Annotated in this window: 14 protein-coding genes; 3 read left to right on the forward strand and 11 right to left on the reverse strand. The window is 53.4% G+C overall.

The genetic code is table 11. The features are described from left to right. Positions 1-15: 15 nt before the first annotated feature. Both HMPREF9469_RS06520 and HMPREF9469_RS06525 read right to left on the reverse strand, forming a co-directional pair. The gene (locus tag HMPREF9469_RS06520) at positions 16-2292 is read right to left on the reverse strand and encodes a xanthine dehydrogenase family protein molybdopterin-binding subunit (protein WP_007860280.1); all 2277 of its coding nucleotides are present in this window, start codon (positions 2290-2292) and stop codon (positions 16-18) included. Between the two features lies 1 nt (position 2293). Continuing rightward, positions 2294-2809 (reverse strand): (2Fe-2S)-binding protein, encoded by a 516-nt coding sequence (locus HMPREF9469_RS06525; RefSeq protein ID WP_007860281.1) that lies wholly within the window; start codon positions 2807-2809, stop codon positions 2294-2296. A gap of 258 nt (positions 2810-3067) precedes the next feature. Here HMPREF9469_RS06525 and HMPREF9469_RS06530 point away from each other — a divergent pair, with 258 nt between their 5' ends. Both HMPREF9469_RS06530 and HMPREF9469_RS06535 read left to right on the forward strand, forming a co-directional pair. Further along, a complete protein-coding gene (locus tag HMPREF9469_RS06530) occupies positions 3068-3955 on the forward strand; it encodes a TylF/MycF/NovP-related O-methyltransferase (RefSeq protein ID WP_007860282.1) in 888 nt (295 codons plus the stop codon). 319 nt (positions 3956-4274) lie between these two features. Then, a complete protein-coding gene (locus HMPREF9469_RS06535) occupies positions 4275-4805 on the forward strand; it encodes a hypothetical protein (protein ID WP_007860283.1) in 531 nt (176 codons plus the stop codon). Positions 4806-4907: 102 nt separating this feature from the next. On the opposite strand, the gene HMPREF9469_RS06540 is transcribed toward HMPREF9469_RS06535, so the two are convergent. The 6 genes from HMPREF9469_RS06540 to HMPREF9469_RS06565 all read right to left on the reverse strand — a co-directional run bounded on the left by HMPREF9469_RS06540 (position 4908) and on the right by HMPREF9469_RS06565 (position 10710). Then, positions 4908-5189 (reverse strand): hypothetical protein, encoded by a 282-nt coding sequence (locus tag HMPREF9469_RS06540; RefSeq protein WP_007860284.1) that lies wholly within the window; start codon positions 5187-5189, stop codon positions 4908-4910. Positions 5190-5476: 287 nt separating this feature from the next. Next, positions 5477-7840, reverse strand: a complete 2364-nt coding sequence (locus tag HMPREF9469_RS06545) for a xanthine dehydrogenase family protein molybdopterin-binding subunit (protein ID WP_007860285.1) — start codon at positions 7838-7840, stop codon at positions 5477-5479. Continuing rightward, positions 7833-8324: a (2Fe-2S)-binding protein gene (locus tag HMPREF9469_RS06550; RefSeq protein WP_007860286.1), complete on the reverse strand. Its 492-nt coding sequence runs from the start codon at positions 8322-8324 to the stop codon at positions 7833-7835. The genes HMPREF9469_RS06545 and HMPREF9469_RS06550 overlap by 8 nt, the downstream gene beginning before the upstream one ends. Positions 8325-8337: 13 nt before the next feature. Further along, positions 8338-9204 (reverse strand): FAD binding domain-containing protein, encoded by an 867-nt coding sequence (locus HMPREF9469_RS06555; RefSeq protein ID WP_007860287.1) that lies wholly within the window; start codon positions 9202-9204, stop codon positions 8338-8340. A gap of 212 nt (positions 9205-9416) precedes the next feature. Then, the gene (locus HMPREF9469_RS06560) at positions 9417-10112 is read right to left on the reverse strand and encodes a YoaK family protein (RefSeq protein ID WP_007860288.1); all 696 of its coding nucleotides are present in this window, start codon (positions 10110-10112) and stop codon (positions 9417-9419) included. Positions 10113-10200: 88 nt separating this feature from the next. Then, positions 10201-10710 (reverse strand): CarD family transcriptional regulator, encoded by a 510-nt coding sequence (locus HMPREF9469_RS06565; protein ID WP_007860290.1) that lies wholly within the window; start codon positions 10708-10710, stop codon positions 10201-10203. Positions 10711-11031: 321 nt separating this feature from the next. Here HMPREF9469_RS06565 and HMPREF9469_RS06570 point away from each other — a divergent pair, with 321 nt between their 5' ends. After that, positions 11032-11322, forward strand: a complete 291-nt coding sequence (locus HMPREF9469_RS06570; protein WP_007860291.1) for a DUF2325 domain-containing protein — start codon at positions 11032-11034, stop codon at positions 11320-11322. 52 nt (positions 11323-11374) lie between these two features. On the opposite strand, the gene HMPREF9469_RS06575 is transcribed toward HMPREF9469_RS06570, so the two are convergent. From HMPREF9469_RS06575 to yedF, 3 genes are read right to left on the reverse strand one after another with little or no spacing between them, the layout of a single operon-like run. Continuing rightward, the gene (locus tag HMPREF9469_RS06575) at positions 11375-12511 is read right to left on the reverse strand and encodes an aminotransferase class V-fold PLP-dependent enzyme (protein WP_007860292.1); all 1137 of its coding nucleotides are present in this window, start codon (positions 12509-12511) and stop codon (positions 11375-11377) included. 2 nt (positions 12512-12513) lie between these two features. Next, positions 12514-13341 (reverse strand): selenium-dependent molybdenum cofactor biosynthesis protein YqeB, encoded by an 828-nt coding sequence (yqeB, locus tag HMPREF9469_RS06580; protein WP_040415661.1) that lies wholly within the window; start codon positions 13339-13341, stop codon positions 12514-12516. Between the two features lie 51 nt (positions 13342-13392). Further along, complete coding sequence (gene yedF / locus HMPREF9469_RS06585) at positions 13393-14061, reverse strand: sulfurtransferase-like selenium metabolism protein YedF (protein ID WP_007860294.1); 669 nt, start codon at positions 14059-14061, stop codon at positions 13393-13395. Between the last annotated feature and the right edge of the window lie 61 nt (positions 14062-14122).

Raw genomic sequence — 14122 nt, forward strand, 5'->3', positions numbered from 1 at the left:
GGTATACCTCCCTCTCTATTTGATCTTTCCCATGGCTTTTAACACAACGGTGGGCGTGGTGGGATATTCCTTTACTTCCGTTCCAATGGCATTGGAAACTGCCATCAGGATGGCGGAGGGCGCGGGTGAACCGCTGATCTCACCAAATCCCAATGCGTGGAAGGATTCCGTGTCAAACTGTCCCTCCAGGATCACCGTGTCAAAAGGCGGAAATTCATTAAAGGTACGCCATTTATAGTCAATCATATTGCCGCTGACAAACCGGCCCAGCTTTTTGTCCATGACCATTTCCTCAAACAGGGCTGTATCCGCGCCCGCTGCGCCAAAGGATCCCTCAGCCTGCATCCGCACATTCACCGGGTCAATGATCTGTCCCACATCCGTACCCTCCAGGGCACGGAGCAGCTTTGCCTCCCCTGTCTCCAGGTTCACCTCCACCTCCGCAAAGTACAGGGCAAAGTTGGGTTTGTCAAAGTTCTGCTGGTAAAGTCCCATGCCGGTGATGGTCATCTCAGGTGTTCCTGTAATAGCGATCCATGGCAGGCGCATCTGCGGATCAGCCTTGGGGAATACCAGAAAATCCTCCGTATCCAGGTCATCCACACCCATGTGCAGTTTCTCCGCCGCCATCTTAAGCAGCTTCTTTCTGGCATCATTGGCAGCTCTGACCGCACAGGTTCCCATGGTAATAGTTCCCCTTGAACCGATCATTCCCGCATCATATCCTGTGCCGTGGGTATCGGAATTCACCAGCTGGACACCGTCAAAGGGAACCTTCATGACTTCGGCAACCATTTTCTGGATGGCATGGCGCTGGGCGCCTCCTGTTTCTCCGATACACATTTCCACGGTCACGCTTCCAAAGGGATGGAGCTTTACAAATCCCTCCGTAGGGTCTTCCCCGATATCCGCATTGCCGTGCACCCCTACGCCAACGCCGATGGCACGCTTTCCGTCTTCACTGACCCAGGTGGGAACCTCCCATCCCTTCCATTTATCCTTCCATCCAAATTTGGCAGCTGACTCCTCAAACGCGGCGGTAAAGTCCACGGAACGCACCTCCCACCACTTGTAATCACGCCATATGTAGGAATCCCCTGCCTTTACAAAGTTTTTCTTAAACACCTCATAGGGGTCCATATGGGCTGCCCGGATGGCGGTACATACAAGCGGGATCAAAGCGCCCTTTAACTCCTGGCCGCCAAAACCGCGGATGGGGGCCTGGGAACTGTGGTTGGTCGCGATCAGCATGGTATCCAGATCCCAGTTTTTGCATTTTCCGCAGAATGCCTGGGCTTCCCCCAGCCCTACCGCGGTCATTGCCTGGGCATAGGTGGAGGACATGCCTGAATCAATATACCACATGCCCTGTATGGCACTTATGATACCATCCTCTGTGATCCCCACCTTGCCGCGGATACGGCTTCCCTGGCGCAGTTCATAGGACAGCATATGGTCCGTACGGTCCATCATCAGCTTTACAGCCCTGCCCGTCTCACGTGCAAGGGCAATGGCCTGAAGGGCCAGATGGGGGATCAGCTGCTTGCTGCCGTAGGAACCGCCGGAATGGCATGCGATCACCCGCACCGCCACCCCCGGAATGGATGCTTCCGTGTTAAACTTCTGAAGATGGGGTGCGCCGCCGTTATAATAAAGGGTTACCGCGCTGGGACTGGTCCACTGCGCGATCACACCAGGTGATTCAGGCGGAAGGGGGTGTGGCAGCTTGTCATAGCAGTAATATCCCTCCGCCACATAGGCTGCTTCTTCAAAGGCCTTCTCAACATCCCCCACATGGATCTGATTAAAGGGCTCCTCTGAAAATGGTGTGACTTTTGGAAGGACATTTCCCGGAAATTCCTCATAGAGCTGGGGTGCCTCCGGTTTGATTGCCTCCTCGCAGTCCAATACAAAGGGAAGCTCCTCATATTCCACTTCTATGAGCTTGCATGCCTCGTCAGCGGCCTCCAGGGTTTCTGCAGCCACCAACGCCACACTGTCCCCAGTGAAACGCACCCTGCGGTCCAGCACTCTCCTGTGCTGCGGCAGTCCGCATTTCCAGTCAGGGGCGTCCTTATAAGTCAGTACCGCTTTAACTCCCGCAAGGGCCTTTGCCTTTTCTACGTGGATGTCCACGATATTGGCATGGGGATAAGGGCTTCTCAGTACCCTGGCCGTGAGCATGCCGGGAATACGGACATCATCGATGAACTGGCGGCGGCCGGAGATCAGCTCCCGTCCGTCTGCACGGTTTACATGCCTGCCTATGTATCTGTAATTGTTGTCTCCCATACTATGCCTCCCCCTTTGCTCTGAGATCCTTCATTCTCCTGATGGCGTCCTCAATGGCAGCCTCCACCTGGTAATGGCTGATGCAGCGGCAGTAATTGCCGGACAGCGCCTCCCTGATATCCTCCCTGGTGGGATCGGGATTTTTGTCTAAAAGCGCCTTTGCGGACATCACAATGCCGGGAGTGCAGAATCCGCACTGGAACGCGGAATTGTCCACAAATGCCTGCTGTAGTATGCTCAGCTCCCCTGTGTCCTGGTCCTCCAGGCCCTCAATGGTGGTCACCTCTGCCCCCTGGCAGTCGGCCGTTAAGATCATGCAGGATGCCACCGGATCGCCGTTTAAAATGACCGTACAGTTTCCGCATGCCCCGTGGTCACATCCGATCTTGGTGCCGGTCAGGTCCAGCCGGTCCCTGAGCGTGTGGACCAGCGTCTCGGAAGGCTTGACGCACCCCTGCGCATCGCCAATGATAAATTTCCGCTCAACCCCGTTAATCCATATTGAAACCTTGTCCATAGTTTCCTCCTGTTTTTCGTGGTGTACTCCAGGAGATTCCGAGAGTACACCGTATTTCCGGCCGTTTCCCCGTCACACCGGATGTGTCAGATCATGTTTCTATGATATCATTTCATTTCCCCATAATTAAGTATGGCAGGTTACAGATGAAAGCCAAACAACAAATGTAATATAGCATCAGGTGTGACCTGCACTACTTGCCCTTTCCCCCTGGCCGCCCTACAATATTGTTAAATAGATGACAAGGAGGGCTGGAAAATGAAGACCGTTGTAATTCTTGGAGCCGACAGTATGGGGATGGCTGTGGCGGATATGCTGAATCCACGTGAAATGAAACTGGTGGGTCTGGGAGATACCAGGGCTGAAACCTGGAACGTATTCTCCGATCTGGAAAAAGGAGAGCTAAAGGAGGAGATCCAGGGCATGCCTGTGATGCCCATTGACCTGGCTGTGGCCCTTCAGCCGGATATCATTGTCATCGCCACCACGGACCCTGAGAAAAGCCATGCACTGCAATACATGGCGATCCGGGCAGGATTTTTAAACGACATCATCTTTATCCGGGACCTTTGCCAGCAGTTTTCCGCCACCTGCAATGTTCTGCGCCGTATCTGCCGCCGGCTTACAGGCCTTTGCATAGAGGGAAATGTGGCGGAGCTGGGATGTTACCGCGGAGATACCTCCTGGCAGCTCAATGCCCTGATGCCTGACCGCAGGCTCTATCTCTTTGACACCTTTGAGGGATTTGACCCAAGGGATACCGCCAAAGAACAGGAGCTCGCATGTTCCAATGCAGAAGCCGGCCAGTTCTCCGGTGCGGACGAAGAAAAACTGATGGAGCGCATGCCGGTAAAAGAACAGGTAATCATTAAAAAGGGCTGGTTTCCTGAAACCGCCTTTGACATGGAGGATGAGACATTTGCGCTGGTTTATATGGATGCCTGCCTGTACAACCCCACCTTTTCCGGACTGGAATTCTTTTTTCCGCGCATGGCCCGGGGCGGCGTTATCCTGCTAAAGGGAGGCCGCCACGTGGGATACGGAGGCGTTGCCAAGGCAGTGGAGGACCTGGAAGCCAAATACGGCGCCCTTCTGATGCTGCCTGCTGGCGGACTGGATGACACCCTTATGATCGTGCACCCGTAACTCAATCCTGTGCACCCATGATCTCATTCGGCAAAGGATGCGGCTGAAAACAAACCCTGTGCGTTCTCCTGGTTTTTAACCGCATTTATGGATGGTAAAGGGCGCTGCCCGCCGCCATAAAACGGTGTCCATCATTGGTTCACCACGATTAAGGAGGGATAGGAAAAGAAAGTATTTAGGGGGTATAAACGAAACACCGATACAGGTCTGCCGGCCTGTGCAGCGCTTTGTATCGGCTATCCAACCCTGGTTGTAAAGAAATCGAATGGCGGATCCATACCGCCAAGCTTTGTATTAAAGACCAGAAAGGACGTATTTTATGAATTTTTACAAAAATCATTTTGGTATGATCATATCATCCGTGGTAGCCATCTGCATCTCCCTGATCATGGCCACCTCGGCAATCTTCGTAGACAAACTCACATTCACAGTGCCGCTGCTGGTTAAGAACTGGGGAACCGCATTCCTTGTGATCTCCCTGACAGGCATGATCTTTCCCCTCACGGACTGGTCCTTTGCCCTTGGCAGGAAAATGGGGCTGAAGCCCGAGACATTGCCCCATGTACTCCTTGAAAACTTTGTGGCCACCTTGTTCTTTAACACCACGGCCACCCTTGTGCTCACCGCTGTCAATGTCTTTAACAATCCGGAGATAGAGGCAGCCGCTGCAGCCGGCTTTATCCCCAGTGTTTCAGCAGTATATACCCAGAGCGTGATACACGACTGGCCTATTATGTTTATCATAAGCTACATATTTGCGTTCTTTGTGACAAAAGCCGCCATAAAAATCGCGCGCTCCTCCGTGGGGGAGCTGAAATCCCCCCATTCACCCCAGAACGTGAATGCATGATTCCTGCTGTCACTGCCGTCACAGTTGATGCTGGTACAAAGACAACAGCCGCCGGGAAATACCTGTTTCCCGCCGGCTGTTATTTTGTCACCGGTATGAGAGTCAGCCGTGGGCGGCTGATCCCTGATCCCCAAACCGGCAGTCCCCGGCCAGTCCCTCATAGGTACAGGTCGTACAGTCCGTAACATATCCCACATATTGATCGGATTCAACATAGGCGCCGCAGAGCCCGTTGTGGCGGGCATATACCTGAAGGCACATATCCGCTACGAAGTTACAGGCCGTGGCCTTTCCCTTACAGTATCGACAGACATAATCCCCGCAGGCCCTCTCTTCCGCTTCCATACCGCCCGGCAGGCGCATCTTCTTTAACTGGTGTCCCATATACATTCTCCCCTTTACTTGTTCTTTTCCCTGCCTTTGGGGCAGAGTTCCTGTACTGAATGAAACAAAGAATCCTGCTCGCAGGCTTCTCCGCCTGCGGACGGTCGCTTCAGCGGCATCTTCCCTTCCGCCGCAGTGCAATCCCCGTAATGTTAAAAAGGCGGCATAGAGCCGCCTTCTTTTGTTGACAAAGTCAACCTCCGCTTTTCTAAGGTGTACTCCCGGAGTCTCCTCGGCCCCCACCTTTGCGGCGGGTTTATCCCCTGAATGAAGGTCACGCCGGCCCTTTATTTGGAATTCCTGTCATCCTTAAGTCCATGGAGCGCTCTCCAGATATGTTCGGGATCCAGTGGAAGCTCCGTAAAATATACACCGGTAGCCATGTTGACCGCATTGGCAATGGCAGGCGCCACCGGCGCTGCCGAGCCTTCCCCTGCTTCCTTTGCACCCAGAGGTCCTTCCTCATCCGGTGTAAAATCGTAAAAGGTACGCATCTTCGGCATGTCAAGGGCGGTTGGCAGACGGTAATCACGGAAATTAGGATTTAATATCTTGCCCTCCTTGGTCACGTTGTGCTCGTAGACCGCATATCCAAGTCCCATGCCGATGGAACCCTCCAGCTGGCCTTCCACAGCCCTCTTGTTCAGGGCGCGGCCGCAGTCATGGGCAAATACAAACTCATCGATATCCAGCACGCCTGTCTCCTCATCCACGGTCAGATGGGCCGCTCCTGTGGAAAAACTGTAAGCCGGCGCGTAGTTGGTGGTATTGGTACCATTGTACTGGGAATTGTCGGTGCGGTGGTAATATGAGCCGATACCCACCAGCTCATCGCCTCCCTTAACGGTCATATACTTAAACATGGCGTCCCCAATGGGCATCTGAAGCTCTGCGTTCTCTTTGCTGATCACCTTGCCGTCCAGACACTCCAGTGTTTCAGGCATCACACCCCACATGGGAGCGATCACCTCAAACAGCTGGCGCTTTGCATCCACGGCAGCGCGGCGGGCAGCATTTCCCGCAAGGAAGGTAACACGGCTTCCGTAAGAACCGGAATCCCAGGGTGTCAGGAAGGTATCGGACATGAATGTCTTTACCATATCCATGGGAAGGCCCAGTTCCTCTGCCACGATCGCTGTCATGACCGTATCTGAGCCCTGGCCGATATCATGGGAACCAATGTAAAGAGTTGCCATGCCCCGCTTGTTCATGCGCAGTGTCACGCACGCAGAACTCTGGTTCGGAGCTTCCAGCACCGCGAATCCGGTTCCGGATACAAATCCGGTTCCGGCAAAGCCAATGCCCTCGCCCTTTTTCATCTGATCCTTTTTATCATACCAGCCAATTTCCCTGGCAGCCGTATCCAAAGTCTCTTTGTAAGCGCAGCTGGTAATAGCCAGCCCCGCGGGAGCCACATATCCAGGGTCCGCCGCGCTCATCTTACGGAACTCAACCGGGTCGATCCCCATCTGGTCCGCTGCAAACTGCATATTCAGGTCATGGGCAAAATGCACCTGGCACGCCGTGTAGCCCCTCATGGCACCGGCTGACGGGTTGTTGGTGTACACACGTCTTGCCAGGAAATCCACGGAATTCATCTTATATGGGAAGTTGGCCCACAGTGTGGACTGGGCGCAGGCCGCAACACCGGAACCGCCGTAGGGGCCGCCGTCCAGCACATGGTAGCATTTTTTCGCCAGCAGCTTTCCGTCCGCGCCAAAGGCAGTGTCAATGTGCATATAGATGGGATGGCGGTTACGTGTGGTCTGGAATACCTCCTCACGGGACAGGATCATACGCACAGGCCGTCCGGTCAGTTCCGACATCTTGGCAGCGCAGAGTCCAAAGGAATAGGAATCCAGCTTTCCTCCGAATCCGCCGCCTACCAGCGGCTTGATCACGCGCACCTGGTTCTCCCCCACGCCCAGGCAGCGGGCATACCAGAACTGGTCCACATAGGACATCTGCGTGGACATCCAGATGGTATAGGTGCCGTTTCTGAACGTGGCCACCGCGCCGTGGGGCTCCATGGCCGCATGGACCATACGGTGGGTCTTGTAATCCCTGTGCTGTACATAGCCCGCGTTGTCAAACTCCTGGTCAATGTCCGTGCCCGCCTTCATCACGGACTGCATACCGATATTGTGAAGTCCTTTGCCCTCCCAGTTGACCTCGGGAGCGCCTTCCTCCATGGCCTCAAAGGGATCAAATACACCCGGAAGCACCTCATACTCCACCTTGATCAGGTCAACCGCCCTCTGGGCCGTCTCCTCATCCACTGCCGCCACTGCCGCCACATCATCCCCTACCTGGCGGACCTTCTCGGAGCAAAGTACTTCCTTGTCTGCAAATTCAGCGGCAAACTCTCCGTTGCCCACCAAGGACTTCCACTCAAAGTCCTTTGCCGTGAGGATACATTTTACACCCGGCAGCTTTTCGGCTTCGCTGGTGTCAATGGAAAGGATCCTGGCCGAGGCATAGGGGCTTCTCACCATCTTGCCGGTCAGCATATCCGGAAACATGATGTCGCCCACATACTGGCCGTGGCCCGTCACTTTGTCTTCCGCGTCAATCCTCACATAATGATTCTCACCGGTGAGACGGTAGAATTCCGGCTTTTTAAAATAATGTTTGTCACAGTCTTTATGCATTCTCTGATTCCTCCTCCCAGTTCATTTGTGCGGCGGCAGCCTGGATCGCCTCCACGATCTTGGCATAGCCGGTACATCGGCACAGGTTGCCCTCAATGGCTTCCCGGATCTCCAGTTCCGTGGGATGACGGTTAACATCCAGCAATGCCTTGGCGGACATGATCATGCCCGGGGTACAGTAACCGCACTGCATGGCCCACTTTTCAATAAACTGCTTCTGGATGGGGTGGAGCATTCCGTTCTCTGCAATGCCTTCCACGGTGATAATGTCATGGCCATCGCACTCCACGGCCAGGGTACAGCAGGAATTGACCGGTTTCCCGTCCAGCATAACCGTACATGCGCCGCATTCCCCTTCCTCACATCCTTTTTTTGTACCGGTTAAAAACAGCTGGTCACGAAGGAAATCCAGCAGTGTCAGGTTATCTTTCACAACGGCGTCAACGCAGTCTCCGTTAACGGTTAAACTTATACTATGCTTCATTTTCCTGCCCTCCCTATAAACATTCCATGGCCTGCCTGACGGCACGCTTGGTAAATACACGGATCATATCCTTGCGGTATTCGGCTGATGCACGGATATCAGAAATAGGATGACAGGAATCCATGGCCTCCTCCGATGCCTTTACAATAACCTCATCGGTAAGGGCCTTGCCGATCAGAGCCTCCTCTGCCTTGGGGGCGCGGATAGGTGTGGCTGCCACTGCGCCCAGGGCGATATGCACATCCGTGCATATGCCGTCCTCCACCTTGATCTTAACCGCAACACCGATAATGGCCAGATCCATGGCTTTTCTCACAGCGTGTTTTATGTAAGCAGCCCTTTCATTCTCTGCCAGGGGCGGGATCACAATCCCTGTTACGATCTCCCCCGGTTCCAGTGAGGTTTTCTTTACACCCAGGAAAAAATCCTCCGCCTGAATGATACGGTCCTTGTTGGGCCCCTGTACTAAGATCTTTGCCCCCTGGGCCAAAAGGTTGGGCGCCGTGTCACAGGAGGGGGAAGCATTGCAGATATTTCCCGCCATGGTGCCCTTTGCCCTGATCTGTGTGGAAGCCACTACCTTGGCGGCATGGGCCACAGCCGGGTTCTTTTCTTTTACCAAAGGTGAGGTCTCAATGGTGCGCAGGGTTGTCAGTGCGCCGATCTTTAACCCTTCCTTTTCATCATATTCCAGATAATCCAGATCCGGGATCTTCTTCAGATCAATGAGATACTCCGGCGAAATCGCTTTGTCTTTCATGGGCGGGATCAGATCCGTTGCTCCTGCCATGACTTTTGCCGGGCTTCCAAGCTCAAGGAGCAGATTACATGCCTCCCCTATGGTCTTAGGAGCCAGATACTCGAATTGAGGTAATACCATTTACATTTTCCTCCTTACATTTCCGTTTTTGCCTGTTAATGGTTACGTTCTCCCTGTAGCTTGATTGTAGTGGGAAATGAAGGAACATGCCAGAAGTGTATATCACATATGTTGCAATTGTTACAGGTGTAGTAAGATAAAAGCACATCAGGAGGGCAGTCACCTGCCCTCCCGTGTGCTTTTAACATATATCTTATGGTTTTGCCGGCCCCTTACTGTGTCCTCTCACGTTCCCCCATGTCCTCCTGCAGGAACATGATAAGGAAGCTGATCAAAAGCAGGCCGCAGCTGACCCATATGGTCTTCTCAGCCAGCCGGGCGGTGAGCACGGCTCCCAATACGGCACCCACCAGGAAAATAACAATCACCCCATAGTACCGGATGCATTGATCGCGGCTCTCCGGGCTTTTTGTATGGCGGTATGTGTAAAAATGCTCCGTACCGCTGCGCAGGTTCCCGATACACATGGTGGTGGCATAAGGACTTCCCTTAATTTTGCGGAACGCATTGACCTGCATGGCGCACACAAAGGATACCGCGATATTGGCAGCCATATTCATAGACTGCGGCATAAATCCTACCAGAAACAAAAGGATGATCTCAATGGCCACCACCATCTGCCTCCAGTGGAACTGCCGGTTATGCTTATGCTGGCGCCGGATGTGTTCGGCCATATATACGCCGCAGGCAAATGCCGCCACGGGCGCCATGTAACGGAAAGCCATCCCCCACTCCCTGGAAGCCAGATGGCTTCCCATAAGGACAATGTTGCCTGTCTGGGCATTGGCAAACACACCGCCTCTGCAATAATACGTGTAAGCATCCTGAAATCCGCCGGATAAAGTCAGAAAAATACCCGTTGAAACAGCCTCCGACATCTGTCCACGGGTATAGATCCTTTTTTCCATCTCACCTGCCACCTTTCCTGAGTTCGGTCACTGTTATTTCCAACTCAAGATTCTACCACAGGTCACGGAAAAATGAAATATAAAATAATCATATCGTTCCGGTGCTGCATCCGGTCTGGTCCTGGATATAATCCGGCACCTCCTCCGGATGGATATCAAGGGCAGCCGCCAGTTCCCCGAACAAAAGCTTACGGGCACATTTCACACCATCCCTCTCCCTTATGGACAGCATCTTTCCATTGCCCCTGCGGGACTGCTCCATGTTGGCGATCTCCTTGATCATGGATGCCAGCTCCAGGCAGTCGCCGGACTGGAGTACTTCCTTGTACGCCTGCGGTCTTTCCCTGTCGCTGGCATACTTTTTACATTGTACAGAGGGCCAGGCCGTCACAAAGCGTTCCGCCTGCTGACGGGTCATAATTTCCCTCATCTTTACCTTATCACTGTTTACCGGAATGTAGATCGTGGTCTCTTTCTCAAATCTTGGTACAAGATAATAGTACAGTCTGTCGTTATCTGAGAAATCAGTTTTAGATATATCCTCTATCTGGCATACGCCCACTGTTCCATAGAGGATATTCGCTCCTTTTTTGAACAAAGTCCCACCTTTCTGAACACGTTCTGTTCAACTGTTTACGGGGTATTTATATAGTATAGCACACTTTTTGATTTATGTAAACCTATCCTTCTTCCCCCATATGTTTTTGGCTGTGAAAACACAACTAAGATCTATTCTATGCGCCGGTTGTGATAAACATTCTCAAATAAGGGGCTGGACATTTCCATGGCTATATTGTATGATATTTTCATGAGTTAGTTTAAGCTAACTATTTGGGACACCTATCCACATGCAGCAAGCGTTATATGGAATATGACGCCCATTATACAGGATCACCACAAATAAGTAGGAGGAATTTTTATGAGCGTTGTCATTATCGGAGGACACGACCGCATGGTCAGTCAGTACAAAAAGATCTGTAAGAATTACAAATGCAAAGCAAAGGTATTTACCCAGATGAGCGCCAGCCTGGACAAACAGATCGGGAAACCGGACCTTCTTGTTCTGTTCACCAACACGGTCTCCCATAAGATGATCCGCTGCGCCCTGGACGAGGTGGGAAGCGGTACGGAGATTGTACGCTGCCACACCAGCAGCGGCACAGCCCTCACAGAGATCCTTGAGGAAAAATGCGCGGTCTGTGCCGGATAACACTCTGGTTAAGTCCTGATATCCTTAAGCCGCCTTACGCCCAACAGCCCCCTTAATAAGCCCTGAGAGCCAGACAGGCCATGTCAACTTCTTCCTCCCTGTTAAAATGCGAGAAGCTGAATCTGACAGCCCCCTGTTCCCTGGTTCCCAGGGTTTCGTGCATGAGAGGGGCACAGTGCCCGCCCGAGCGGGTATAGATCTCGTGCTCCTGGGCAAGATAATCGCTAACCTCCCCTGAATCCTCATCCCCCAGGTTCAGGGCCACCACGGCAGCCCTCTGCTCCTGTTCAAAATCGCCGTAGATCCGTACGCCGGGAATGGTTTTTACCTGGTCATAGAAACGCCGCATCAGCGCGATCTCCTTTTCCCGGATCTCATCCACGCCCTGCTCCCTGATATAGGTCAAGGAGGCCCGAAGTCCTGCCAGACCGTGGGCATTCAGGGTTCCGGCTTCCAGTGCCGTGGGCATACTGTCCGGATGTGTCCTGGAATACGTCTTAATACCGCTCCCGCCGGACAGGAGCGGCCTGATCCCTACTCCCTTCCTGACGCACATCCCCCCTGTGCCCTGGGGGCCCATAAGCCCCTTATGGCCGGTGAAACAAAGGATATCGATCATATCCCGTTCCATGTCAATGGGAAATACCCCGGCTGTCTGTGAAGCATCCACAATAAACAGGGCTCCTGCCTTCCTGCACCACCCGCCGATCCTGCGGATATCCACCAGGTTGCCTGTCAGATTGGAGGCATGGGTGCACACCACTGCCTTGGTCCCCGGCCGGATAGCCGCCTCCATGGCCCCATAATCCAGGCATCCCCTGTCCTTTTCATCCGTGCATCCCACAATTACCAGCTCTGCGCCCTGTCTCTCCATCTCATAGAGGGGACGCAGAACACTGTTGTGGTCCAGAACCGTGGCCACCACCCTGTCCCCGGGCTCCAACACTCCTTTTATGGCTATGTTCAGACTCTCTGTGGAGTTGGCGGTAAAGGCAACCTGCTCAGGACCTTCCCCATGGAACAGTTCTGACACCAGAGCCCTTGTCCCATACACGGCCCTGGCGCTTGTAAGGGCGGCCTCATAGGCGCCCCGTGAACAGTTTCCCATGGTCCGTATGGCCTGGGCCACTGCCTCGGCCACGGTATCCGGCCTGTAATATGATGTCGCCGCATTATCTAAATAGATCATGATCAATACCCCTGTTTCATTTCCAGCATCTGCAGACCTTCCAGAACAGAGCCTGCAATGCATCTGGCTTTGTCCGAAATGGTAAAGCAGTTTTCATACTCGCTTTTTCTTGGATCGATATCTGCGATCTTAAATCCTTTGACCACAGGATATCCATCCTTTATGATCCCTCTCAGCAAACCTGTGAGGGATGCTTCCACAGACACCTCCCCCTGGCCGGTGACAATGGTTCCGATCCTTTGTCCTTTCTCCACCATATCGCCGATCAGGGCTTTTCCAAAGAAAATCCCCCTGGCCGGAGAATGGATGACACGTTCCGCTCCGAAGCCGCCTATGACGCCCGGTATGCCGGTATTGGGCTCAGCCGTTCCGTTTCCAATGATCCTGCCCAGATTATGCCCCCTCATGGTTTCGATCACAAGATCCACATCCTGTCCTGCAGTAAATCCGGGGCCCAGCCCAATGGTCTTGTCCGCCATATCCCTTGTGGTCCCAAGATTCTTCTTGGCCAGTATGGCATCCACCAGGGCCCAGGGTCTCACCTGTTCCAGCACCCGGCATGTCTCATCGATCATGACCGGAACATCTCCCTGTTCCAGCACGGCACACGCTTCCTCATAGCCGGCGCATTTGATACAGGTAACCCCCTCCACTTCCGCAGTTCCGTCATATACAGCTTCCGACAGAGCCACGCACCTGCGGATCGCTGAGGGAAACCCGGTTTCCAGCACAAGCACGGGGTAGCCGCAGCGGTGTAGCCGGTGTATGGTCCCCGTGGCAATATCTCCCGCGCCCCTTACCACGATCAGTTGTTTCTTCCTGTCTGTCATCATTTCAATTCATATCCTTCCATGTGTTAGAGCATGTTTGGTCCATGCTCCTTAGGGGCGCACCAGAAGCCTTGCTCCTGTCATACGCTCCACGATCTCATACATATTGGTGACGCCGCCCACCTTCAGCTTGTCTCCCAACCCATAATGGTTTAAGCAGGTGCCGCAGGTAAGTATCTCCACTCCCTGGGCTTCCAGCTCCTTTAGATCCTCCAGGTTATCAGAGCCCTCGCAGGAAAGATAAGCGCCGCTGTTATACAAAAGCACGGCCTCAGGCAGGTTGTCCTGCTGCGTCAATGCGTATACAAACCCCTTCATCAGGATCCCGCCCAGGGTCTCGTCCCCCTGACCCATAAGATTGGAGGAGATGACCGCGACCATGCCCTTTCTTCTGCTGTCCGGCTGGCAGGCAATATCGTCCAAAGAACTGTTTTCTTCCATGGATCCGTCTGCCTCTCCCTCATTTGACCGGGACTTAAGATCTTCGGTTTCCCCCGCTTCCCGGCCTTTGGCCGTAATCTTTACCTGAAACTCCCTGTCGCCGATTTTTTCATAGGATGACACAAGCCCCTTGTGGTCCGCCATCTTGCGCAGATTTTGGACCGCGATCTCGTTGTCCACCAAAACCTCTACGATTTCCCCGTCACTGCTGCTGTCCAGTGCCTTTTTTGTATCGATTACCGGCAACGGACACTGCTTGCCACGTTCGTCTAATTTCATATGCTTTTCCTTCCTCTCTTACTATCTGCCGCCCTACTCCCTGTCAGCCCACGGCCACTGC

Source organism: [Clostridium] citroniae WAL-17108 (genome assembly GCF_000233455.1).
Lineage (GTDB): Bacteria > Bacillota > Clostridia > Lachnospirales > Lachnospiraceae > Enterocloster > Enterocloster citroniae.